We start from the raw sequence: 19,452 nt of genomic DNA on the forward strand, positions 1-19,452 counted from the left end.
CGCCGCCTTAGCTGAAAGATGAAAGAAGATTACTGATGTCGTTCCACGTCACAAAGATCATGAGCGACGCAAGCATTACGAAGCCCAACCGAAATCCCATCGCCTGAGCCTTGGCCCCGAGCGGCCTGCCTGCGACAGCTTCATACGCGTAATACAATAGATGACCTCCGTCGAGAACCGGAACGGGCAACAGATTAAGGAATCCGATAGAAACGGATACAACTGCTGCGAGAAAAATAAAGTCAATAAGACTTGACCGTAACTTAACACCGATTCCCGGCGGCGACCGGTAGGACGAATCATCAAAACCCGACAAGACGGATTGACCGGCATATTGCGCCATTTTTATCGGGCCGCCAAGCTGACTGGCGTCTTCCTGACCAAGAACAATCTTGCCTATGTACTTGATAGTCAGGTTTAAAATTCTACCAAGTTCGCCGATTCCCGCGCCAATCGCCTCAAGTGGTCCATATTGCTTGAAAATAACCTGATCGGCGCCAGGGCCAGCAATTCCAAGCTGCCACCGCTCAATATTGTTGCCGTACCGGTCAACGTCTTCAATCCGCCGCGGCGACACACTTAGCAATAAATTTTGACCATTGCGGTCCACCTCAAAACGCAGTTGTGCCCCTCCACTGACAAGCACGGCGTCTACAAGGTCGTTGAATGACTGAACCCCTTGACCATCAATTGCGAGGATTCGATCGCCAGGCATAAATCCGGCTTCTGCGGCGGGGCTGTTATCCGTCACAGCGCCCACGACAGGTTCAACATAGCTTCGTCCCAGGGTCATGAACATGACGGCGAAAATCACAACCGCCAGAACGAAATTTGCAAAAGGCCCGGCTGCGACAATTGATGCTCGCCGCCATAGCGGTTTAAAATGAAAACAAACTTTTCGTTCTTCTGCAGTCATCCCGCCTTCAAGTTGATTCTTCTCGTCGGGAGCAGGGAACTGAGTCGTAACAGGTTTTTGTTCTGACTCAGGCGGCGCTTGGGATGCGGCGTTCAGATCACCAAAAAATTTTACATAACCGCCAAGCGGCAGCATAGAGACACGCCATTCCGTGCCCTTGCGATCCGTCCACCGGAAAAGCGGCTTTCCAAATCCAATTGAAAAAACATCAACTCGAACGCCCAACAATCTCGCAATGGAAAAATGCCCGTATTCATGGAAAAATACGATAATCATCAATAATACCAAAAAGGCGAAAATCGAAACAGGCAAGATGATCATCGTTTCGAGCATGTTTTCTGTAGCCGGCATTTACCCGTTCCGTACTTTAGCGGCGTTGTTTAGGCCGCTGCTCTGACTGACACACACTCTTCGGCCATTCGACGCGCTTGTGCATCGGCATTGATGACTTCGTCTAAAGTGCGCAGGCTCGATGGTCCGTTCGCTCTTGCTGCGACTTCAAGCACTTGCTCGGTAATAGCGGCGATATCAAGGAATTTGATGCGTCCTTCAAGAAAAGAAGCGACGGCGATCTCATTTGCCGCGTTCAGCGTCGCAGGCGTACTGCCGCCGCTATTGATAGCTTCTCGCGCCAAATGAAGAGAAGGAAACCGTTGAATATCAGGCTTTTCAAACGTCAATTTAGAAATTTCTGCGAAGTTTATAGAAGCGCTAGGGCTTGGTGTGCGTTGCGGCCAGTTCAGCGTAGTAGCGATAGGCGTGCGCATATCCGGCGTTCCGAGTTGCGCCAAAACAGAACCGTCAACATATTCAACCATAGAATGGATGACCGATTGCGGATGCACAAGAATTTCGATCTTGGCGTGATCCACTGGAAAAATATGGGCCGCTTCAATCAACTCCAATCCTTTGTTCATCATTGTAGCTGAGTCGACTGAAATTTTTGCGCCCATTGACCAATTAGGATGCGCTACGGCTTGCGCAGGGGTCGCCTCACTCATTTGTTCTCGGGTCCAAGTTCGAAATGGCCCCCCCGACGCAGTAAGAATAAGACGTGAAACGCGCTGTGGCTGGTCGAAGTCGAAAACCTGAAAAATTGCATTGTGTTCGCTATCGACAGGCAGTAACGCGCCTCCGCCTTCACGAATAGCGGCAAGTACGACCTCACCGGCGCATACAAGGCACTCCTTATTTGCCAGCGCAATGTCCGCTCCACGTTTGGCGGCAAGTAAAGTTGGGCGCAAGCCTGCGGCGCCGACGATCGCCGCCATCACCCAATCTGCATCGCGATTTGCCGCTTCCTCGATGGCCGCAGCGCCTGCTCCTGTCTCAACATTCAAATCACGGACGGCTGCTTTCAAATCATCGCCCATACTCTCATCAGCTACAGCTATAAATTCTGGGCGGAACTGACGGGCCTGCTCCGCCAGCTGCGCTACGTTTTTGTTGGCGGTCAAAGCGATAATTTGAAAATCCGCTTCACCGAGGGAGGCGGCGTGGGAAAGCACGCTCAGTGTGGATTCCCCAATGGACCCCGTGGAACCTAAGATAGAAATTTTTCGGCGTCCTGACCGGGCGCTACTTCGCTGCATATTCCCCATATTCACCCCTGTATATTCTCGGCAAGCATATACACGAGCAGCCCGGCCGTCATGGTCAAAGTGGCTAAAATCATGCCGTCTAGCCGATCTAGCGCCCCACCATGGCCTGGAATCAGGCCGGATATGTCTTTTAGACCGAAATTGCGTTTAAATCCTGATTCTAGGAGGTCTCCGAGTACAGACGCTGCACCGAGCACACTGCCTACAAAAAAGTATATTTTTGCTCCCTGCGGGCCAAAAAACATCATCGCGGCGCAAGCGCCGGCGATACTGCCGCCTAGTACGCCGCCGCCAATTCCAGCCCAGGTCTTATGCGGCGAGAGCGCATAGCTGATTTTCGGCCCGCCTATAAATTTGCCAAAAAAGAACGCCCCTGTGTCTGCAGCCCAAACGACGCTGAAAAGAATAACGGTCATTGCAAACCCGTCGGGTGCATCGAGCCGTAGCCACAACAGGGCTATGCAAGGGACGATAATATAAAAACAACCGAATGCGACCCAGACTCCGATGCCGCCGTCCCGTTTTGCTGTAAAAACGCTAAATCCCGCAGTAAATGCAGCGCCTAATATCGCAAAAACATATTCACCTCTTGCTGCAAAATACATGGCCAGACAGGCGCCAATTGCCAGCACGTAAAATGATTTAGTAAGCGATCGCCTCTCCACCATCCGCGACCATTCATAAAGCATAATAATAGAAGCAAACCCAATCATCGCGGCAAAAAATGCACCGCCCGCAAAAACGCATGCAATAACAATCGGCATTAAAGCAATTGCTGAGAGAATTCTTCTTGTGAGTGGCCCTGATGATACGGGTTTTGCCGTATCGAGTTTGTCTATTGCTGGCGGCATTATGTTTTAACCAGCGCCGCCAACGCCGCCATATCGGCGTTCCCGTCGGCAATATTCGCCTAAAGCTTCAGCGAAGAGCTTTGCGTCAAAGTCCGGCCAGAGCACATCTAGAAAAATATATTCTGCATAAGCGGCTTGCCAAAGCAAAAAATTTGAAATGCGTTTTTCACCGCTTGTTCGAATAACAAGGTCGGGATCTGGCACGCCATGCGTATCCAGAAAGCTGTTGAAGCTTTCTTCGGTTAGATCTTGTACGCCGACGGCGCCGGATTTAAATGCTTTTGCAATTGCACGCGCAGCACGAATCAGTTCGTCCCGGCCGCCGTAATTAAAAGCAATCTGTAAAAAAAATTCTGTGTTGTCATGTGTTTCGTTTTCGGCTCTGCGCACCAATGCCTTTAGATCAGGCGACAGATTTTCGCGGTCTCCAATAATGCGTACTTTGACGCCTTCATCTTTCAAGCGTGGTAAATCATCTCCAATGAATTGCCGTAGCAAGCTCATCAAATCACGAATTTCACCGGCAGGGCGGCGCCAGTTTTCTGTCGAAAATGAATACAAAGTCAGATATTTCAAACCAAGATCACGGGCGCCTTCCACGGCACGCCTTGCCGCTTTTACGCCTTCACGATGGCCGTCGCTGCGCGCCAAACCACGCGCGCTCGCCCAACGCCCATTGCCATCCATGATGATAGCCACATGTTTTGGCGCATGCGCGCTTTCAGCAACCGCATAGTGGTTTCGGTCAGACGCTGGCGACGCGGTCATGGAAGTATCCGCCCGCATATAATACTAACCCGAGAATTTCTAGTTTTTATTGACAATCACTATTCCTGACTTTGGTCAGACCTGCATAATTTCAGCTTCTTTCGCAGCTAGCGCTTCATCCACTTTTTTGACATATTCGTCGGTTAATTTTTGCACGTCTTCCGATAGCTTCTTTTGTTCATCTTCGCCCCCATCAGTTTTTTTGACGGCTTCCATACCTTCCCGCCGTACGTTGCGGATAGCGACTTTCGCCTGTTCACCATATTTCGCAGCGACTTTAGCGAGTTCTGCACGACGTTCTTCAGTCAGCGGTGGAATGGGTACGCGAACATTTTGTCCATCGACAACCGGATTAATACCGAGACCTGCTTCCCGTATGGATTTTTCTACTGCGCCGACAAGCCCTTTATCCCACACATTGATCGTTATCATGCGCGGTTCCGGAACTGTAATTGTTCCAACCTGATTCATGGGCATTTTTGACCCATATGCGTCAACATCAATCGGCTCAACGAGATTTGCCGTCGCCCGGCCCGTTCGAAGCCCGGAAAACTCAGTTTTGAGCGAAGCAATTGCGCCATCCATGCGCTTGCGCAGATCGTTTATATTAAAATCGCTCATCCTGTTTCAGCTCCTCTGTTCTTGTTTTCCGACTTTCCAGCGAAAATCAGATTCAGTCTTGTCAAGATTATGGTTTTTCGTCGGTTATTACCGTAGAGGGCCCCTCTCCCGTCAATGCGCCGATTACGCCCCCGCTCTTTCCTATGGGAAAAACAACAATGGGAATGCCGCTCTCGCGTGTAAGAGATATTGCGGCCTGATCCATGACACGCAAATCGCGCATCAGGACTTCATGGTAGCTCAATTGTTCGAATCGTTCAGCGTCCGGGTTGGTTTTGGGGTCTGCTGAATACACGCCGTCCACCTGCGTTCCTTTTAAAAGCGCGTCACAACCCATTTCCGCGGCCCGTAACGCAGCAGCCGTGTCTGTCGTAAAAAATGGATTGCCAGTTCCTGCAGCAAAGATAACGATGCGCCCTTTTTCCATATGCCGCAGGGCGCGCCGTCGGATATAAGGCTCGCAGATTGCTGTCATTTCAATCGCTGAAAGTACGCGCGTGTAAAGGCCGATACTCTCAAGAGCATTTTGCACGGCCAAGGCGTTCATAACGGTAGCAAGCATGCCCATATAATCTGCGCTCGCCCGCTCCATGCCCTGCGCTGCGGGAGATACGCCGCGAAAAATATTGCCGCCGCCAATGACCAGGGAGATTTCCGCGCCAAGTTCCTTTGCGTCCTTGACCTCATTCGCAATCCGTTTGCAGGTGTCGTTATCGATGCCATATTGGCCGCCGCCCATAAGGGCCTCGCCGCTGATTTTCAGCAATATGCGTTTATATTTCAGCGACGATGAAGGCTTGCTGGCGGATGGCTCGTTCATATGGTTTTTGCCTTCTTGAATCGCGGCACCTTATCCTACCCCGTGGCAATTTTTTTGGGCAGGGCCTCGCCCTAAGCAATCTATGAAAAAGCGCCGCAAAGGCTCTCCCATGCGGCGCTTTTGAAGGGTTTGGCGCGCGGCGTCAAACGCCAGCCCCTGTAATCAATCCTCATCAGCGCTTTTTTCAACGCCGTCGCCAAGTTCAAGACGTGCGAAACCAACGAGTTCGATAGGCTCGCCGACGTCTTTGCCAGCATATTCAATAACTTTTGCGACTTTAGTCTCACCGTCGATTACGAAGATCTGTTCTAACAGCACAGATTCTTCATAGAATTTCCTCAGTCGGCCCTCAACCATCTTTTCGATAATGTTTTCGGGTTTGCCAGAAGAGCGCGCCTGATCGGCCAGAATGTCTTTTTCCTTGTTCACAATTTCAGCGTCCAGATCCTCAATCCGCGCCGAGAGCGGACGGGCTGCGGCGACATGCATCGCGATCTGTTTGCCGACCGCGTGCAGTTTTGCCTTGTCGCCCGATGATTTAAGGCCAACCAAAACGCCGATCTTGCCTGCCCCGTCCGTCACCTGACCGTGAACGTATGATGCAACTACCCCTTCATCGACTACAATGCCCTCAGATCTGCGCAAATTCATGTTTTCACCGATCTGGCCAACCATTTCCGCGACATGTTCATCCACGGACTTGTCGGCCCCCGGAAATGCCGCAGCGCGCAATTTGTCGAGGTCGCCTTCGACCCCAAGGGCTGTTTGCGCGATCTCGTGCACCATTTTTTGAAACAGTTCGTTCCGTGCGACAAAATCAGTTTCAGAATTGACCTCGACGACAACGCCTTTTGCGCCTGCGCCGCTTTCTTCGATAGCAATGACAACAAGACCTTCAGCAGCAGTGCGTCCTGATTTTTTTGCCGCTTTCGATAAGCCTTTTTTGCGGAGCCAATCGACAGCAGCCTCCATGTCTCCACCGGTTTCATTCAACGCTGTTTTGCAATCCATCATGCCTGCGCCAGTCATTTCCCGCAGTTGTTTTACAGTCGCTGCCGTTATGCCAGACATTGTCTGCTCCTCTTGTCTTTTCAATTCAGGCGATTTAACCGCCAATTTATTCAATAACTTCCAGCAATCATAAGAAGAGCGATCGTTACGCCCTGCTGCTTCGCCGCTGAACTTCACACAGCTGAATTTTTAAGCCGTTGCTTTTTCGGGCGACGCGTCTGCATTTTCTTTGTTTTCTTCGGCTACAGCGGGTTCAGCCGGCGCCTCTTCCATAGCGCCAATATCAACGCCGAGTGCGGCCTGGCTTTCACCGATACCGTCAATAACTGCGTCCGCCATCAAGTTGCAGTAAAGCGAGATTGCACGCGATGCATCATCATTACCGGGAATCACGTAATCGATATTATCAGGATCGCAGTTCGTATCGACAACGGCGATAACTGGAATGCCGAGCTTTTTAGCCTCTTGTATGGCGATTGCTTCTTTTTTGACATCAATAACGAACATCAGGTCTGGCAAACCACCCATTTCCCGAATGCCCCCAAGCGAGGCTTCAAGTCGCTCACGTTCGCGATCAAGTTGTAATTGCTCTTTTTTGGTGAGGCCGGAACCGCCGCCGGCGAGACGCTCTTCCATTTCTTTGAGACGCCGAATCGAATTTGAAATCGTTTCCCAGTTGGTTAGCGTGCCGCCGAGCCAGCGTACATTCATATAGTACTGTGCACAGCGTGCGGCGGCCTCAGCTACAGGGCCCTGCGCCTGGCGCTTTGTCCCGACAAAAAGCACGCGCCCGCCGCCTGCCACAACATCGCGAACTTTGACGAGCGCCTGATGCAGAAGCGGGACAGTCTGGGAAAGATCAACAATGTGAATACCGTTACGATCGCCAAAGATGTAACTCTTCATCTTTGGGTTCCAGCGATGAGTCTGGTGGCCGAAATGTACGCCAGCTTCCAATAGCTGCCGCATGGAAAATTCTGGCAAAGCCATATTCCTTGCTCCTTCAGTTTGTCCGCCGCGGCGCGTGTTATCTCCGGTTCGCCCTGAAGCATCCGGATCACTGAGGATCACACCGCGTGAGAGATGGCGCGGCCTATACGCGGGATTTATGCTTTACGCAAGCGCAGCAACAGGTTTTTTGCCAGAACCCCGAAACGGGTCGGGCTAAACATAGCCATGCAGGGACGACCGCGCTTTTGCCAGCGCATCAATCTCCTGCAAATCCTTGATAAACGCTTCAAAGCTGGCCAACGGTATCATATTCGGCCCGTCAGAGGGCGCCTGATCCGGATCGGGATGGGTCTCAGCAAAAACCGCCGCCACCCCGATGGCCGCTGCTGCCCGAGCCAGTGTCGGGACAAATTCGCGCTTGCCGCCGGAGGTTGTGCCAGCTCCGCCCGGCGTCTGGACCGAATGCGTGGCGTCAAATACTACCGGACAATTGGCGGTTTGCGCCATAATCGGGATCGAACGAAAGTCGCTGACGAGCGTGTTATACCCAAAGCTGGCGCCGCGCTCGGTAAGTAAAATGCGTGTGTTGCCAGCTGCGCGAAGCTTCTCCGCGACATTCGCCATATCCCAGGGCGCGAGAAACTGACCTTTTTTGACATTAATAACCTGGCCGGTTTCAGCGGCTGCAACCAGCAAGTCGGTTTGGCGACACAGGAAAGCCGGAATTTGGAGAATATCAGCCACCTCACCCACGACGGCGCAGTGGGCCGGCTCATGAACGTCGGTAAGGACGGGAAGCCCGGTTGTTTCTCGCACTTCAGCAAGAACAGGAAGCCCCTTTTTAAGCCCGACGCCGCGAGCTGAAGACGCGCTTGTCCGGTTCGCTTTATCAAAAGATGTCTTGTAAATGAGGCTAATGTTCAGCCGGCTTGCGATTTCTTTCAAAGCGGAAGCGCATTCGATAGCATGATCGCGGCTCTCCAGAACGCATGGGCCAGCTATGACCGCAAGCGGCAGGTGGTTGGCGATAGAAACAGTGCCGTCGGGCCCTTTGAATTCTACAATATTTTCGCTCTTGATCATTCTTGCGCTCCCGCCGCGATTCTGGCGAAACACCTCTAGGCCCGCGGCATAAGGCGGTGCAAGTGATCTTATGGTATCAGATGCTTTATGACAGACCCGCTTCTCATCGCCCGTGAGGTCCTTACTCAGGAAATCAAAGGGCTCGAAATGCTTAAAATTGCGCTGGGGGAAGATTTCGCCGGCGCTGTGGCTCTGCTGAACAGCGCCGAAGGCCGTGTGGTGGTAACGGGGATGGGCAAATCTGGCCATGTGGCGCGCAAGATCGCCGCCACGCTCGCATCGACAGGCACGTCAGCAATTTTTGTGCATCCAGCCGAAGCCAGTCATGGCGATCTCGGCATGATTTCCGACAAGGATATAATCCTAGCTTTGTCAAAATCGGGTGAAACCGCCGAACTGGGCGATCTTCTTGCTCATGCAGCGCGATTCACCATTCCGGTTCTGGCGATAACGTCCGAATTACAATCGACGCTAGCCAAAGCCGCCGTTGTGACGCTGGGACTTCCGCCCGCGCAAGAGGCGTGCGGTGAGACATTGGCGCCGACAACGTCAACGACGATGATGATGGCGTTGGGAGATGCGCTGGCGGTAGCGCTGTTAAGAGAAAAAGGCTTTACCGCCGGCGATTTTCGGGGCTTCCATCCCGGCGGCAGACTGGGAGCGGCGCTGCGGCGCGCTCGCGATTTGATGCATGGCAGCGAGGCTCTACCGTTGATCGATGAGCAATCGCCTATGCCCATGGTCTTGCAACAGATCACAAATGGCGGATTTGGGTGCGTTGGGGTGATTGACACCAACGGCGTCCTGCGCGGGGTCATCACCGACGGCGACATCAGGCGGCAAGTTGATAAAGTCTCTGACAGGATTCAGGCGCGCGATGTCATGACAAAAGATCCGCGCACGGCCACTCCCGATACGCTGGCTGGAGATGTTCTCGCCTATATGAGCCGGAACAAAATCACGTCAGTGTTTGTTATCGAGGATAAAAGGCCGGTGGGAATTATTCACGTTCATGACTGCCTTTCCATCGGCGTACTTTGATGACTATGCACAGGTGATTTAATCGGCATGGCAGAGCGTCCGGCGATTGTCTGGTTTAGAAACGATTTGCGGACGGAGGACAATCCTGCGTTGCACGCGGCGCGTGAAACCGGAGCGCCGGTTATTCCTATATATATTCTCGACAAGGATATAGCGCATTTTCCGGGCGCCGCTTCGCTATGGTGGTTACATCACAGCCTCTCCAGTCTCGCTGGCGATCTAAAAAACGCCGGCGCAAAGCTGATATACCGCAGTGGAAAGAGTGCGGACGTCTTGAAAAGTCTAGTTAAGGAGACGAATGCAGAACATGTTTTTTGGAACCGGCGATACTACGCCAAGCATGTAGAGATCGACAAAGATCTGAAAAGCGATCTGAAAGCCGGCGGTGTTGCCGTAGAAACATTCAATGGAACGCTTTTGCGCGAACCATGGGAGGTAGAGACGGCGTCCGGCGGACCTTATCGCGTCTATACGCCTTTCTGGAAAGCCCTGAAACAGTTGGGCCCGGCAAGAGCCCACATGCGACCCAATTTACGCAAGATTGTCGGTCCGGCAAATCCACCGAAAAGTGAAAAACTGGCCAGTTGGAACCTGCTGCCAGTCAATCCAGACTGGGCGACGGAAATTGCGGAAACATGGTCGCCGGGCGAACAGGGCGCGCGCGACAGGCTAAACCATTTCCTGAACGACAATATCAACGATTATGCTGACGGACGCGACCGTCCTGATAAGGACTTTACGTCGAGATTATCACCACATCTCTCATTCGGAGAAATCGGACCGCTTCAAATCTGGTCGGCTGTTCATGACAAGATGGCGGACGGAAAAGTCTCTGATAAAGCCGCGATGAAATTTCTATCGGAAGTCGCCTGGCGGGACTTTTCTTATAATTTGCTATTTTACAATGACGATCTCCCGGACAAACCGCTGCGAGAAAACTTCGCCAACTATCCCTGGCGAGACGACCGGGATGGTTTGAAAGCGTGGCGCAAGGGAGAAACGGGATATCCGATTGTGGACGCAGGGATGCGCCAGCTATGGCGCACAGGCTGGATGCACAACCGTGTCCGTATGATTGTCGCCAGTTTCCTTATCAAGGATCTGCTCATTCCCTGGCAGAAGGGTGAAGCTTGGTTCTGGGATACGCTCGTGGACGCTGATCTCGCGAACAACTCCGCCAGTTGGCAATGGGTCGCCGGCTGCGGCGCCGACGCCTCGCCGTATTTCAGGATTTTTAACCCGGTTTCCCAGGGTGAAAAATTCGACCCGGAAGGTCAGTATGTGAGGGAATTCGTACCTGAACTCAAAAATTTGCCGGCGAAATATATTCACGCACCCTGGAAAGCGCCTGAATCCGTACTTGAAGAAGCAGATATAGTGCTTGGAAAATCCTATCCAAATCCTATTATCGATCATGCGAAGGCGCGCGAACGGGCGCTTGAAGGGTATAAAGAGATCAAAAGCGCATAATTTGTGTTCGTAGTGTTTTCGCCCCGCCGTTTGAATACGGCCAAACCGGGAAGAAACATATGGCAAACGATGCAAACCCCGCAGACGCGTTCAAGGATTACCCGTTTTTCTTTCGCCAGGTTTTAAAAATCGCTGGCCGTATCCGCTACGGCACGCTGATGTTTATTTTGCCGGACGGGAAATCGATCACCTTTGAAGGCGAAGACGAGCGCGACGCTAGGGGTGTTATCAGCGTTTCAGACTACGGTTTTGCCAAGCGGGCTATTCTTGGGGGCGATATCGGCTTTTTTGAAAGCTATGCCGACGGACAATGGGACACGCCGGCGCTCGCCGATTGCCTTTATATTTTCGCGCGCAATGCAGAACACGTGCAGGATGCGTTTAAAGGTTCAACCCTGATCAGCCTGGTGCAAAATCTTCGTTCGGTCTGGAACAAGAACACTAAAGCCGGTTCGAAGAAGAACATCGCGGCGCATTACGATCTCGGCAACAGCTTCTATGAGAAGTGGCTTGATCCGACGATGACCTATTCTTCTGCGAAATATGAGGCGCCGCAAGCAAATCTGCGCGACGCCCAACTAAACAAATATAGAAGCCTTGCCGCTGCTATCGATTTGAAAACCGATGAGCATGTTCTGGAAATCGGTTCCGGCTGGGGTGGGTTTGCGGAGTTTGCTGCAAAAGACATCGGCGCGAATGTGACGGGCCTGACAATTTCCCCGGCGCAATATGAATACGCACGCAAACGAATATTCAAACAAGGCTTAAATGACAAGGTTGAATTCAAACTTCTGGACTATCGCGATGTGGACCAGTCTTACGACAAGATTGCTTCCATTGAGATGTTTGAAGCGGTCGGTAAGGAATACTGGAAAACCTATTTTGATAAAGTGCGCGACGCGCTGAAACCCGGCGGCATTGCGGGTCTGCAGATCATTACGATCGCCGACCGGTTTTTTGATCGCTATTCGCGCCAGACTGACTTCATCCAGCGCTATGTTTTTCCAGGCGGTATTTTACCTAGCGATGCGATCTTGAATAATCTCGTGGAAAAAGCCGGGCTTAATATTCGCAGCGCCACTGCGTTCGGCGAAGACTACGCCAGAACATTGCATGAATGGCGAAAACAGTTCTTGTCCGCATGGGACGAAATCAGCCCCCTCGGGTTTGATGAACGCTTTAAAAAACTCTGGCGATTTTATCTCGCCTATTGCGAGGCTGGCTTCAAAGCGGGCACGACCAATGTTCGTCAGGTGGCGGCGCAGCGCGTCTAGGCGGGCGTGTACTCCAGGTCAACGAGCCGCTGTTCTTTAATAATCAATATACGATCCATTCGTTTGGCGAGCCGCTGATCGTGCGTGGCGATGACCGCGGAAAGCCCCTCCTCGCGCACAAGACGCAAGAGGGCGTCAAAAACAACATCAGAAGTTTTGGGATCAAGATTTCCGGTCGGTTCATCCGCCAGCAATATTTTCGGTCTGTTAGCGAGAGCGCGGGCGATGGCGGTGCGCTGCTGTTCACCGCCGGAAAGCTGCCCCGGCTGATGATGAAGGCGTTCGCCCAGCCCCATCACGGTGAGCAGCCGCTCTGCTTCTTTCTCGGCGTCGCCTTTTTTTACGCCGCCAATAAGCTGCGGGAGGGCGACATTACCGAGTGCTGTAAATTCCGGAAGCAGATGATGGAACTGATAAACAAAGCCCAGCGTATCGCGGCGGATACGCGTGCGCTCAGCATCATTGAGGCGCGACGTGGCGCGGCCAAGGATTTCCACCTCGCCCGCCGAAGCGTTTTCAAGAAGACCGGCGATATGCAAAAGCGAAGATTTGCCGGAGCCCGACGGCCCCAACAGCGCGACGGTTTCGCCCGCGACTAAAGAGAAATCGATATGTTCGACGACAACGAGATCGCCATAGCGGCGTGCGACATCGTTCAGGCGTAGGACGGGTGCAGCGCTATTCATAGCGTAGCGCCTCCACCGGATCGAGTTTCGCCGCCCGCCATGCTGGGTAAAGTGTTGTGATAAACGACATGAAAAGTGAGAATCCCGAGATAAGAAGCACTTCGCTGAATTCCAGTTTCGCCGGCACGCCGTCAAGATAATAAACTTCCGCGGGAAACAGGTCGGTCTGGAATAGATTCGAAAGCCCGTTCTCGATAGCGTCGATGTTCAACACAAAAAGCGAACCCAGAATAATTCCCGCAAGCGTGCCGAGCACGCCGATCATCGCGCCTGATAGGACGAAAATGCGCAACACAGATCCTTGCGTTGCGCCCATGGTGCGCAGAACCGCGATGTCGCCTGTCTTGTCTTTCACAAGCATAATCAGCCCGGTGACGATGTTCAGCGTAGCGACGATGATAATCAGAAACAGTACGAGCCGCATTGCGAAACGCTCAATCTCGAGCGCGTTAAAATAACTCTGAAAGCGCTGCTGCCAGTCGAAAACGTTTAAATCCGGTGCGACGCCGGCGAGCTGCTCATGATAGGATTTGATCCGCTCAGGATTTTCAACGAAGACCTCTATTTTCTGCACTGTATCGTCAAATCCAAAAAAGAGTTGCGCCTGTTCCAGCGGCATGAAGCCGTATATGGCGTCATATTCTGCGTTGCCCACATGAAAGATGGCCGCCAGCGTGTAGGTCTTGCGCCGCAAGGTGCGACCGAACGCGGTCTCCGGCCCCTGTCCTGAAATCAGTGTTATCGGATCGCCTGCGCGCACGCCGAGCTGGCTGGCGATACGGCTGCCAAGCGCAATCTCGTTGCCGCCGCGTTCTCCCAGTCCGAAGCTATCGAAACTGCCGTCGACCACATGGTCGGGACCCGTGACATAGTTATTTTTCAAAAGGTCGTCGCGCCGGACGCCGCGCACCACCATGCCGGTTTCACCGGCGGCGCTGGCAAAGACGGGAAGTTCGATCAGCGGGGTTGCGTCCCGCACGCCGTCTACGCGCGACAGCGCATCGGTGAGCGCGTTGTAGTCGGTCAGAGGCGTTTCGGCCTGAACATGCGCGTGACCGTTCACGCCCAGCAACTGGTCAAGCAGCGTCAGGCGAAACCCCTGCATGATAGACATGACGGAGATCAGCGCCGCGACCGCCAGCATGATCCCGCCAAACGCGATCATTGAGATCAGCGATACGCCCTTGCCCGACCGGGTCGCCGCCAGATAGCGTCGCGCGACCATCCATTCGAAAAACGAAAAAGGCTTCGTTGCGGCGGGCGCTGAACGCTCAGTCATATGAAAGCTCTTTTTTCACAGACGCCGCGATCTGCGCAGCGGCGGCGTCAACGGCGCAGGTTGATTTCTCGCCGTCGGCGCGCCGTTTGATCTCCGCCTCGCCATTTTCAAGGCCGCGCGGTCCAATGACAATCTGATAAGGCAGGCCGATCAGATCCATGCGCGCGAATTTTTCACCCGGCCGCGCGCCCGTATCGTCATAGAGAACCTCGACGCCCTGCCCGGTAAGTTCATCATAGATTCTGGCGCAGGCCTCATCACACGCGTCATCGCCCGCCCGCAAATTGACAAGGCCTGCATGAAACGGCGCGACGGACGCCGGCCATTTGCAGCCGTCATCGTCGTGATAGGCCTCGATGATGGCGCCGAGAAGCCGCGACACGCCAACCCCGTAAGAACCCATCTGCACAGGGATTTCGCCGCCTTCCGGACCGGCGACAACGGCCTTCATCGGTTTGGAATATTTATCGCCGAAGAAAAAGATATGACCGACCTCTATGCCGCGTGCCGAAACACGGTTCGCCGCATCGACCTCTTTTTCAAAATCCGCTTCGTCATGCATTTCATCGGTCGCGGCGTAATGGGCGGTAAACTGATCGATGACAGGCTGTAAGTCGCCGTCGAAATCGATGTCCTTTTTCGGCGTGTCCATGTCCACAAGCTGGCGATCGCAGTAGACGGCGCTCTCCCCGGTATCGGCCAGTACGATGAATTCATGGCTTAAATCGCCGCCGATCGGCCCCGTCTCCGCGCGCATGGGTATCGACTTAAGTCCCATGCGGGCGAAGGTGCGCAGATAAGCGACAAACATTTTATTATAGCTTTCGCGCCCAGCCGATTCGTCGATGTCGAACGAATATGTGTCCTTCATCAGAAATTCACGGCCGCGCATGACGCCGAAACGCGGGCGGATTTCATCTCGGAATTTCCACTGAATATGATAGAGCATTTTCGGCAGATCCTTGTAGGACCTGACGCCGGCGCGAAAAATCTCCGTGATCATTTCTTCATTCGTGGGACCGAACAGCATTTCGCGATCGGCGCGGTCGGTAATCCTGAGCATTTCCTTGCCATAGGCGTCATAGCGTCCGCTCTCGCGCCACAGCTCCGCAGACTGGATTGTCGGCATCAGCATTTCCACGGCGCCGGCGCGGTCCTGTTCTTCTCGCACTATCTGTTCGATTTTTTTCAAAACCCGAAAGCCGAGCGGCAGCCAGGCGTAAATCCCTGCGCCTTCCTGGCGGATCATGCCCGCGCGCAGCATCAGGCGATGCGAGGCGATCTGAGCGTCGGCGGGGGTTTCTTTCAATAAAGGCAGATAATATCGGCTGAGACGCATGCGAAATTCCGGATTGCAGTTTCGCATGCCTTCTAGGAAGGCCCGCCGCGCTTGTCTATCCGGGGGTATCCTGCGCAGCGATTTCGGACATCGCAGGCGCCAGTTCAAAGCTGGCGACAAAAGATTGACCAAGCACCGCCACGGCCCAATAGGCGAGCGCCAGACATATGATGAGCGCGCGCACCGCCTAGCGCCCTTCCCGGCAGAATTCGCCGGAGTTGACAATTCGCGCGCCGCCCGGCGTCAGATGCAGATCAAAACGGCGTAATAACCGACGGCTGGCCCATCCGGCTCTGTCTTGCCGGCGGTAGACGATGACGCTGGTATCCGGATTTTCGGGCGTTTCATTGTCCACCCGGACGATGGCGCCGCTGTTCTGTGCGAGCAGAAACGTCTGTTGCGCCGCACAAGGACCGGGGCGCAGAACGATCATGTCTCCGGCGGCCCCCGCCGCGGCGATGGAGAAAGCTATGCCGGCTATGATCATGCGTCCCGCCTCCATGGAGACGGTGTTGCATTGATGGCGCCAGATTAAGGATTAACGCGGATGAGAGGCGCTCCGCCGTGGGCCAGCCGGTCAACGGGGCTGGAAACGGCTGCGGATGGTGCGGTCGAGAAGACTCGAACTTCCACGGGTTGCCCCACAGCGACCTCAACGCTGCGCGTCTACCAATTCCGCCACGACCGCAAATCATCAGCGAAGGGGGCGGGAGATAGCAAAAGCAATCCCCGGTGTGAAGCCCATTCCGGAACGAAACCGCCCTGAAAATCCTGACTTTCAACCGTTTTAACGCCTGCCAGTGGCGAATGGCGCATATTCCGGCGCCTTGCCGCACCGCCGGAAAAGCGCCATCTAGACGGAACGCCGCCAGGCGCCGGATCGCAGCATGAGCCTTGTTACAGACATGACGGACCCGACCCGAACAGAACCGGCTTTGAAAGTCTGGCGCGATGCGCCGGCGCAATGGGCTGTCTCTACCGGGCGCATCGATTATGAAACCGCCGTATCCTTCATGGAGACGCGCGCGGCGGCCATCCGCGCCGGCGATGCGGACGAACTTGTCTGGCTTCTGGAACACCGGCCGCTTTATACCGGCGGCACCGGCGCGAAACCGGACCACCTTCTGCTGGCGGACCGCTTTCCGGTCTATAAAAGCTCCCGGGGCGGACAATACACCTACCACGGTCCCGGCCAGCGCGTCGCCTATGTGATGCTGGACCTCGAAAAACGCGGCAAGGATATCCGCGCCTTCGTGCATGCGCTTGAACAGTGGATCATCGAGACCCTCGGCGAATTCAACGTCCGGGGCGAACGCCGCGACGGACGCGTCGGCGTCTGGGTTGACCGGACGGAACCGGGCGGGCCGCGGCGCGAAGACAAAATCGCGGCAATCGGCGTTCGCGTAAGACGCTGGGTGAGCTTTCACGGCATCGCGCTCAATGTTGAACCTGACTTGTCGCATTTTTCCGGCATCACGCCCTGCGGCATCGCCGAGCCCGGCCTTGGCGTCACCAGTCTCGTGGACCTTGGCCTGCCGATTACGCTGGACGACGCCGACCAGGCGCTTCAGCGCGCTTTCACGCGTATTTTCGGCGCTGCGGAGACAGCGCCCGCGCCGGTTTTAAATGCGGCGGCGCTGACCTAGACAGCTCAAATCAGCGGCGGTTGCGAAAGGCATGCGCCTTTCACGCTGCGCCCGTCTTTGCATCACCTCTCCTCCATCCAGTCGATGGCCGCGCCATAAGCCGCCGATATTTTGTCCGCCGAGCAACACATGGAGACGATTTCCCAGACATATTCATGGCGATTAAGCGCTTCCGGCGTTTCGGCGGCTACGGATGTTTCGTCAGCCCAGCGCCCGCGTTTGCGTTTCCAGTCTCGGGGCGTTTTCCCTTTTCTGCTCTGTTTCATATTTTCGCTCCGTATGCGTATCTGTTCACTGCAGGCGCGTCATAGCCTTTCGCGCCGCGAAAGTGGACAAATCAAGACTCCAGCGCGAGCGCGCAACGCCTCAGCCGTCCGGACAAGTTTTATCGTCACCGCCTTTCATGCGAAAGCGAATGCATAAGGTGGAGAGATTGCGCGAGACGCGAAACTTCCTTTTCAATAACAATAGCGGAGGCTTTGCGCCCCCCGACCGCGAATGCGGTCTAATCATATCGTGCGCGCCTTCGCGCGCGGGCCGGCTTATGCATCATCGCCAACCGAATGCCGCCGGCGCGCGTTCCGCCTCAGACGGGCGTTCCGCGCGTGTCACCCAGGGGCTCGGTTGCAGGTGAATTGGGACCCCAACCCCAATTAACGGCCGGGACTAAGCTGGCGTCCGATCCCCCGTCCGCATGGATTACATGCGTTTGGAGTAACGGGGGCGCCAATCGCCCGACCGCGAACGCGGTCAAATTATAACCTGCGCGCCTTTGCGCGCGGGGCGCCGCGATCCGGATCAGCAAGCTACGGCAGCGCTTACCGTCTCTCCGCATCCGGACTGCCGCGCAGTATAGGCCAGGTTCAAAAGGGGGTGGATATCTACCCACCAACACTGGGTTTTTTTGAAGAATTCAACACATAGGTTGTATTTTTCAACGCGCGATTCACGTAAAAGGGGTGCGCGAATGGCGCCGTTTACGCGTCGGACCGCGAGGCGAAGGGAGAGTGTTCATGCCCAAACAGGTGCTTGTCACCGGGATCAGCGGATTCATCGCCAAACATGCCGCGCTGGAGCTTCTGAAACGCGGATATGAAGTACGCGGTACAATACGTGCGCTGAACAAGGCTGAACAGGTCAAGGCCTCGCTGGCTGAAGCGGGCGGCGATATCGCGCGCCTGTCATTCGCATCCGCCGACCTCACCCGGGACGAAGGCTGGGCGGAAGCGGTGGAGGGTTGCGAAGGCGTGATGCATGTGGCCTCGCCGTTTCCGCTGTCGCAGCCCTCAGATCGCGACGCGTTGACGCCCGCAGCGCGCGGCGGCGTCCTGCGCGTCCTGAACGCCGCCGGAAAAGCGGAACGCATCATCCTCACCTCATCCATGGTCGCCATGATGTACTGTCCGGACCGGCCGAAATCTTTTCCCGTGACAGAAAATGACTGGACGGATTTATCGTGGTCCGCGCTTTCCGCTTATCAGGTTTCGAAAACCAAGGCGGAAAAAGCGGCGTGGGACGCGGCTGTCGAAGGCGGATATAAACATCGCCTGACGACGGTGAACCCCGGTTTCGTCCTTGGCCCGCCGCTTGACGACGATATCGGCGCTTCGCTGGAAGTCATCCGTATGCTTATGACCGGCGCCTATCCCGCCCTGCCGCCCGCCAGCTTTCCCATCATAGATGTGCGCGATCTCGCCGCCATACATGTGAAGGCGCTTGAAAACCCCGAGACCGGCGGGCGCAGATTGATTGCCGCGGGCGAGACCTTGTCCCTGCGCGACATTGCGGAAATCTTGCGCAATGCGTTTCCTGACAGGGCGAAGAGTATCCCGGTCCGCACCCTGCCCGCATGGCTGGTGCGCGTCGCGGCGAATTTCGATCGCAATCTCGCCGCCGTCATTCCGGATCTGAATGCTGTCCCGCAGGCGCAAAGCGACTATGTGAAAGGGTTAACGGGCGTTGCTTTCCGGCCTGCCCGGGACGCCGTTATTGACGCCGCCCGCGCGCTGGAGCGCATTAAAATGATTTAATAATCTCTGGATCAGTCAAACCCTCCGGAATTTTGGGACTTTTTACCCATATCCATGTTAGTCAA

The 19,452-nt window shown here is 54.7% G+C and carries 20 protein-coding genes and 1 tRNA gene; 5 read left to right on the top strand and 16 right to left on the bottom strand.

The window, feature by feature from the left end; genetic code table 11:
- Positions 1-7 precede the first annotated feature (7 nt).
- The 9 genes from ACQK2Q_RS05850 to kdsA all read right to left on the bottom strand — a co-directional run bounded on the left by ACQK2Q_RS05850 (position 8) and on the right by kdsA (position 8,622).
- Entirely contained in the window at positions 8-1,267 is a 1,260-nt protein-coding gene (locus ACQK2Q_RS05850) for a M50 family metallopeptidase (RefSeq protein ID WP_425408807.1), read from the bottom strand.
- Positions 1,268-1,296: 29 nt separating this feature from the next.
- Positions 1,297-2,508, bottom strand: coding sequence for a 1-deoxy-D-xylulose-5-phosphate reductoisomerase (locus tag ACQK2Q_RS05855; RefSeq protein WP_425411125.1), 1,212 nt, complete (start codon positions 2,506-2,508; stop codon positions 1,297-1,299).
- Positions 2,509-2,519: 11 nt separating this feature from the next.
- Positions 2,520-3,368, bottom strand: coding sequence for a phosphatidate cytidylyltransferase (locus ACQK2Q_RS05860; RefSeq protein WP_425408808.1), 849 nt, complete (start codon positions 3,366-3,368; stop codon positions 2,520-2,522).
- A gap of 6 nt (positions 3,369-3,374) precedes the next feature.
- A complete protein-coding gene (locus ACQK2Q_RS05865; RefSeq protein ID WP_425408809.1) occupies positions 3,375-4,136 on the bottom strand; it encodes an isoprenyl transferase in 762 nt (253 codons plus the stop codon).
- A gap of 75 nt (positions 4,137-4,211) precedes the next feature.
- The gene (gene frr / locus ACQK2Q_RS05870; protein ID WP_425408810.1) at positions 4,212-4,757 is read right to left on the bottom strand and encodes a ribosome recycling factor; all 546 of its coding nucleotides are present in this window, start codon (positions 4,755-4,757) and stop codon (positions 4,212-4,214) included.
- A gap of 67 nt (positions 4,758-4,824) precedes the next feature.
- A complete protein-coding gene (pyrH, locus tag ACQK2Q_RS05875; RefSeq protein WP_425408811.1) occupies positions 4,825-5,577 on the bottom strand; it encodes a UMP kinase in 753 nt (250 codons plus the stop codon).
- A 162-nt stretch (positions 5,578-5,739) separates the two neighbouring features.
- The gene (gene tsf, locus ACQK2Q_RS05880) at positions 5,740-6,648 is read right to left on the bottom strand and encodes a translation elongation factor Ts (protein WP_425408812.1); all 909 of its coding nucleotides are present in this window, start codon (positions 6,646-6,648) and stop codon (positions 5,740-5,742) included.
- Between the two features lie 129 nt (positions 6,649-6,777).
- Complete coding sequence (rpsB, locus tag ACQK2Q_RS05885; protein WP_425408813.1) at positions 6,778-7,578, bottom strand: 30S ribosomal protein S2; 801 nt, start codon at positions 7,576-7,578, stop codon at positions 6,778-6,780.
- 174 nt (positions 7,579-7,752) lie between these two features.
- Entirely contained in the window at positions 7,753-8,622 is an 870-nt protein-coding gene (kdsA, locus tag ACQK2Q_RS05890) for a 3-deoxy-8-phosphooctulonate synthase (RefSeq protein ID WP_425408814.1), read from the bottom strand.
- A gap of 87 nt (positions 8,623-8,709) precedes the next feature.
- Between kdsA and ACQK2Q_RS05895 the strand changes: the two genes are divergently transcribed.
- Genes ACQK2Q_RS05895 through ACQK2Q_RS05905 form a run of 3 tightly spaced genes read left to right on the top strand, consistent with a single transcriptional unit; the run spans position 8,710 to position 12,407 of the window.
- The gene (locus ACQK2Q_RS05895; protein ID WP_425408815.1) at positions 8,710-9,663 is read left to right on the top strand and encodes a KpsF/GutQ family sugar-phosphate isomerase; all 954 of its coding nucleotides are present in this window, start codon (positions 8,710-8,712) and stop codon (positions 9,661-9,663) included.
- 27 nt (positions 9,664-9,690) lie between these two features.
- Positions 9,691-11,133, top strand: a complete 1,443-nt coding sequence (locus tag ACQK2Q_RS05900; protein ID WP_425408816.1) for a cryptochrome/photolyase family protein — start codon at positions 9,691-9,693, stop codon at positions 11,131-11,133.
- 59 nt (positions 11,134-11,192) lie between these two features.
- Entirely contained in the window at positions 11,193-12,407 is a 1,215-nt protein-coding gene (locus ACQK2Q_RS05905; protein WP_425408817.1) for a class I SAM-dependent methyltransferase, read from the top strand.
- Here the strand turns inward: ACQK2Q_RS05905 and ACQK2Q_RS05910 are convergent.
- The 6 genes from ACQK2Q_RS05910 to ACQK2Q_RS05935 form a co-directional block, all read right to left on the bottom strand.
- The gene (locus ACQK2Q_RS05910) at positions 12,404-13,093 is read right to left on the bottom strand and encodes an ABC transporter ATP-binding protein (protein WP_425408818.1); all 690 of its coding nucleotides are present in this window, start codon (positions 13,091-13,093) and stop codon (positions 12,404-12,406) included. The two genes, ACQK2Q_RS05905 and ACQK2Q_RS05910, sit on opposite strands and share 4 nt — an antisense overlap.
- Positions 13,086-14,372 carry a lipoprotein-releasing ABC transporter permease subunit gene (locus tag ACQK2Q_RS05915; RefSeq protein ID WP_425408819.1) on the bottom strand — a complete coding sequence of 429 codons (1,287 nt, stop codon included), beginning with the start codon at positions 14,370-14,372 and terminating at the stop codon, positions 13,086-13,088. The genes ACQK2Q_RS05910 and ACQK2Q_RS05915 overlap by 8 nt, the downstream gene beginning before the upstream one ends.
- On the bottom strand, positions 14,365-15,711 hold the full coding sequence (proS, locus tag ACQK2Q_RS05920) for a proline--tRNA ligase (protein WP_425408820.1): 1,347 nt from the start codon (positions 15,709-15,711) through the stop codon (positions 14,365-14,367). Before proS ends, ACQK2Q_RS05915 begins: the two co-directional genes overlap by 8 nt.
- A gap of 55 nt (positions 15,712-15,766) precedes the next feature.
- Positions 15,767-15,895, bottom strand: coding sequence for a hypothetical protein (locus ACQK2Q_RS05925; protein WP_425408821.1), 129 nt, complete (start codon positions 15,893-15,895; stop codon positions 15,767-15,769).
- 3 nt (positions 15,896-15,898) lie between these two features.
- Entirely contained in the window at positions 15,899-16,198 is a 300-nt protein-coding gene (locus ACQK2Q_RS05930) for a hypothetical protein (protein WP_425408822.1), read from the bottom strand.
- A gap of 116 nt (positions 16,199-16,314) precedes the next feature.
- Positions 16,315-16,399, bottom strand: a tRNA-Leu gene (locus ACQK2Q_RS05935).
- Positions 16,400-16,616: 217 nt separating this feature from the next.
- Between ACQK2Q_RS05935 and lipB the strand changes: the two genes are divergently transcribed.
- The gene (gene lipB, locus ACQK2Q_RS05940) at positions 16,617-17,357 is read left to right on the top strand and encodes a lipoyl(octanoyl) transferase LipB (protein WP_425411126.1); all 741 of its coding nucleotides are present in this window, start codon (positions 16,617-16,619) and stop codon (positions 17,355-17,357) included.
- A 62-nt stretch (positions 17,358-17,419) separates the two neighbouring features.
- On the opposite strand, the gene ACQK2Q_RS05945 is transcribed toward lipB, so the two are convergent.
- On the bottom strand, positions 17,420-17,623 hold the full coding sequence (locus ACQK2Q_RS05945) for a hypothetical protein (protein ID WP_425408823.1): 204 nt from the start codon (positions 17,621-17,623) through the stop codon (positions 17,420-17,422).
- A 747-nt stretch (positions 17,624-18,370) separates the two neighbouring features.
- Between ACQK2Q_RS05945 and ACQK2Q_RS05950 the strand changes: the two genes are divergently transcribed.
- On the top strand, positions 18,371-19,387 hold the full coding sequence (locus ACQK2Q_RS05950; protein ID WP_425408824.1) for an SDR family oxidoreductase: 1,017 nt from the start codon (positions 18,371-18,373) through the stop codon (positions 19,385-19,387).
- Positions 19,388-19,452 lie beyond the last annotated feature (65 nt).

The organism is Hyphococcus sp. (genome assembly GCF_965228385.1).
Classification (GTDB): Bacteria; Pseudomonadota; Alphaproteobacteria; order Caulobacterales; family Parvularculaceae; genus Hyphococcus.

What these genes read in the sequence shown, in the direction of transcription:
- ACQK2Q_RS05850 (WP_425408807.1), bottom strand. Translation starts at nt 1,267, where the DNA reads ATGCCGGCTACAGAAAACATGCTCGAAACGATGATCATCTTGCCTGTT.
- ACQK2Q_RS05855 (WP_425411125.1), bottom strand. Translation starts at nt 2,508, where the DNA reads ATGCAGCGAAGTAGCGCCCGGTCAGGACGCCGAAAAATTTCTATCTTA.
- ACQK2Q_RS05860 (WP_425408808.1), bottom strand. Translation starts at nt 3,368, where the DNA reads ATGCCGCCAGCAATAGACAAACTCGATACGGCAAAACCCGTATCATCA.
- ACQK2Q_RS05865 (WP_425408809.1), bottom strand. Translation starts at nt 4,136, where the DNA reads ATGACCGCGTCGCCAGCGTCTGACCGAAACCACTATGCGGTTGCTGAA.
- frr (WP_425408810.1), bottom strand. Translation starts at nt 4,757, where the DNA reads ATGAGCGATTTTAATATAAACGATCTGCGCAAGCGCATGGATGGCGCA.
- pyrH (WP_425408811.1), bottom strand. Translation starts at nt 5,577, where the DNA reads ATGAACGAGCCATCCGCCAGCAAGCCTTCATCGTCGCTGAAATATAAA.
- tsf (WP_425408812.1), bottom strand. Translation starts at nt 6,648, where the DNA reads ATGTCTGGCATAACGGCAGCGACTGTAAAACAACTGCGGGAAATGACT.
- rpsB (WP_425408813.1), bottom strand. Translation starts at nt 7,578, where the DNA reads ATGGCTTTGCCAGAATTTTCCATGCGGCAGCTATTGGAAGCTGGCGTA.
- kdsA (WP_425408814.1), bottom strand. Translation starts at nt 8,622, where the DNA reads ATGATCAAGAGCGAAAATATTGTAGAATTCAAAGGGCCCGACGGCACT.
- ACQK2Q_RS05895 (WP_425408815.1), top strand. Translation starts at nt 8,710, where the DNA reads ATGACAGACCCGCTTCTCATCGCCCGTGAGGTCCTTACTCAGGAAATC.
- ACQK2Q_RS05900 (WP_425408816.1), top strand. Translation starts at nt 9,691, where the DNA reads ATGGCAGAGCGTCCGGCGATTGTCTGGTTTAGAAACGATTTGCGGACG.
- ACQK2Q_RS05905 (WP_425408817.1), top strand. Translation starts at nt 11,193, where the DNA reads ATGGCAAACGATGCAAACCCCGCAGACGCGTTCAAGGATTACCCGTTT.
- ACQK2Q_RS05910 (WP_425408818.1), bottom strand. Translation starts at nt 13,093, where the DNA reads ATGAATAGCGCTGCACCCGTCCTACGCCTGAACGATGTCGCACGCCGC.
- ACQK2Q_RS05915 (WP_425408819.1), bottom strand. Translation starts at nt 14,372, where the DNA reads ATGACTGAGCGTTCAGCGCCCGCCGCAACGAAGCCTTTTTCGTTTTTC.
- proS (WP_425408820.1), bottom strand. Translation starts at nt 15,711, where the DNA reads ATGCGTCTCAGCCGATATTATCTGCCTTTATTGAAAGAAACCCCCGCC.
- ACQK2Q_RS05930 (WP_425408822.1), bottom strand. Translation starts at nt 16,198, where the DNA reads ATGATCATAGCCGGCATAGCTTTCTCCATCGCCGCGGCGGGGGCCGCC.
- lipB (WP_425411126.1), top strand. Translation starts at nt 16,617, where the DNA reads ATGACGGACCCGACCCGAACAGAACCGGCTTTGAAAGTCTGGCGCGAT.
- ACQK2Q_RS05945 (WP_425408823.1), bottom strand. Translation starts at nt 17,623, where the DNA reads ATGAAACAGAGCAGAAAAGGGAAAACGCCCCGAGACTGGAAACGCAAA.
- ACQK2Q_RS05950 (WP_425408824.1), top strand. Translation starts at nt 18,371, where the DNA reads ATGCCCAAACAGGTGCTTGTCACCGGGATCAGCGGATTCATCGCCAAA.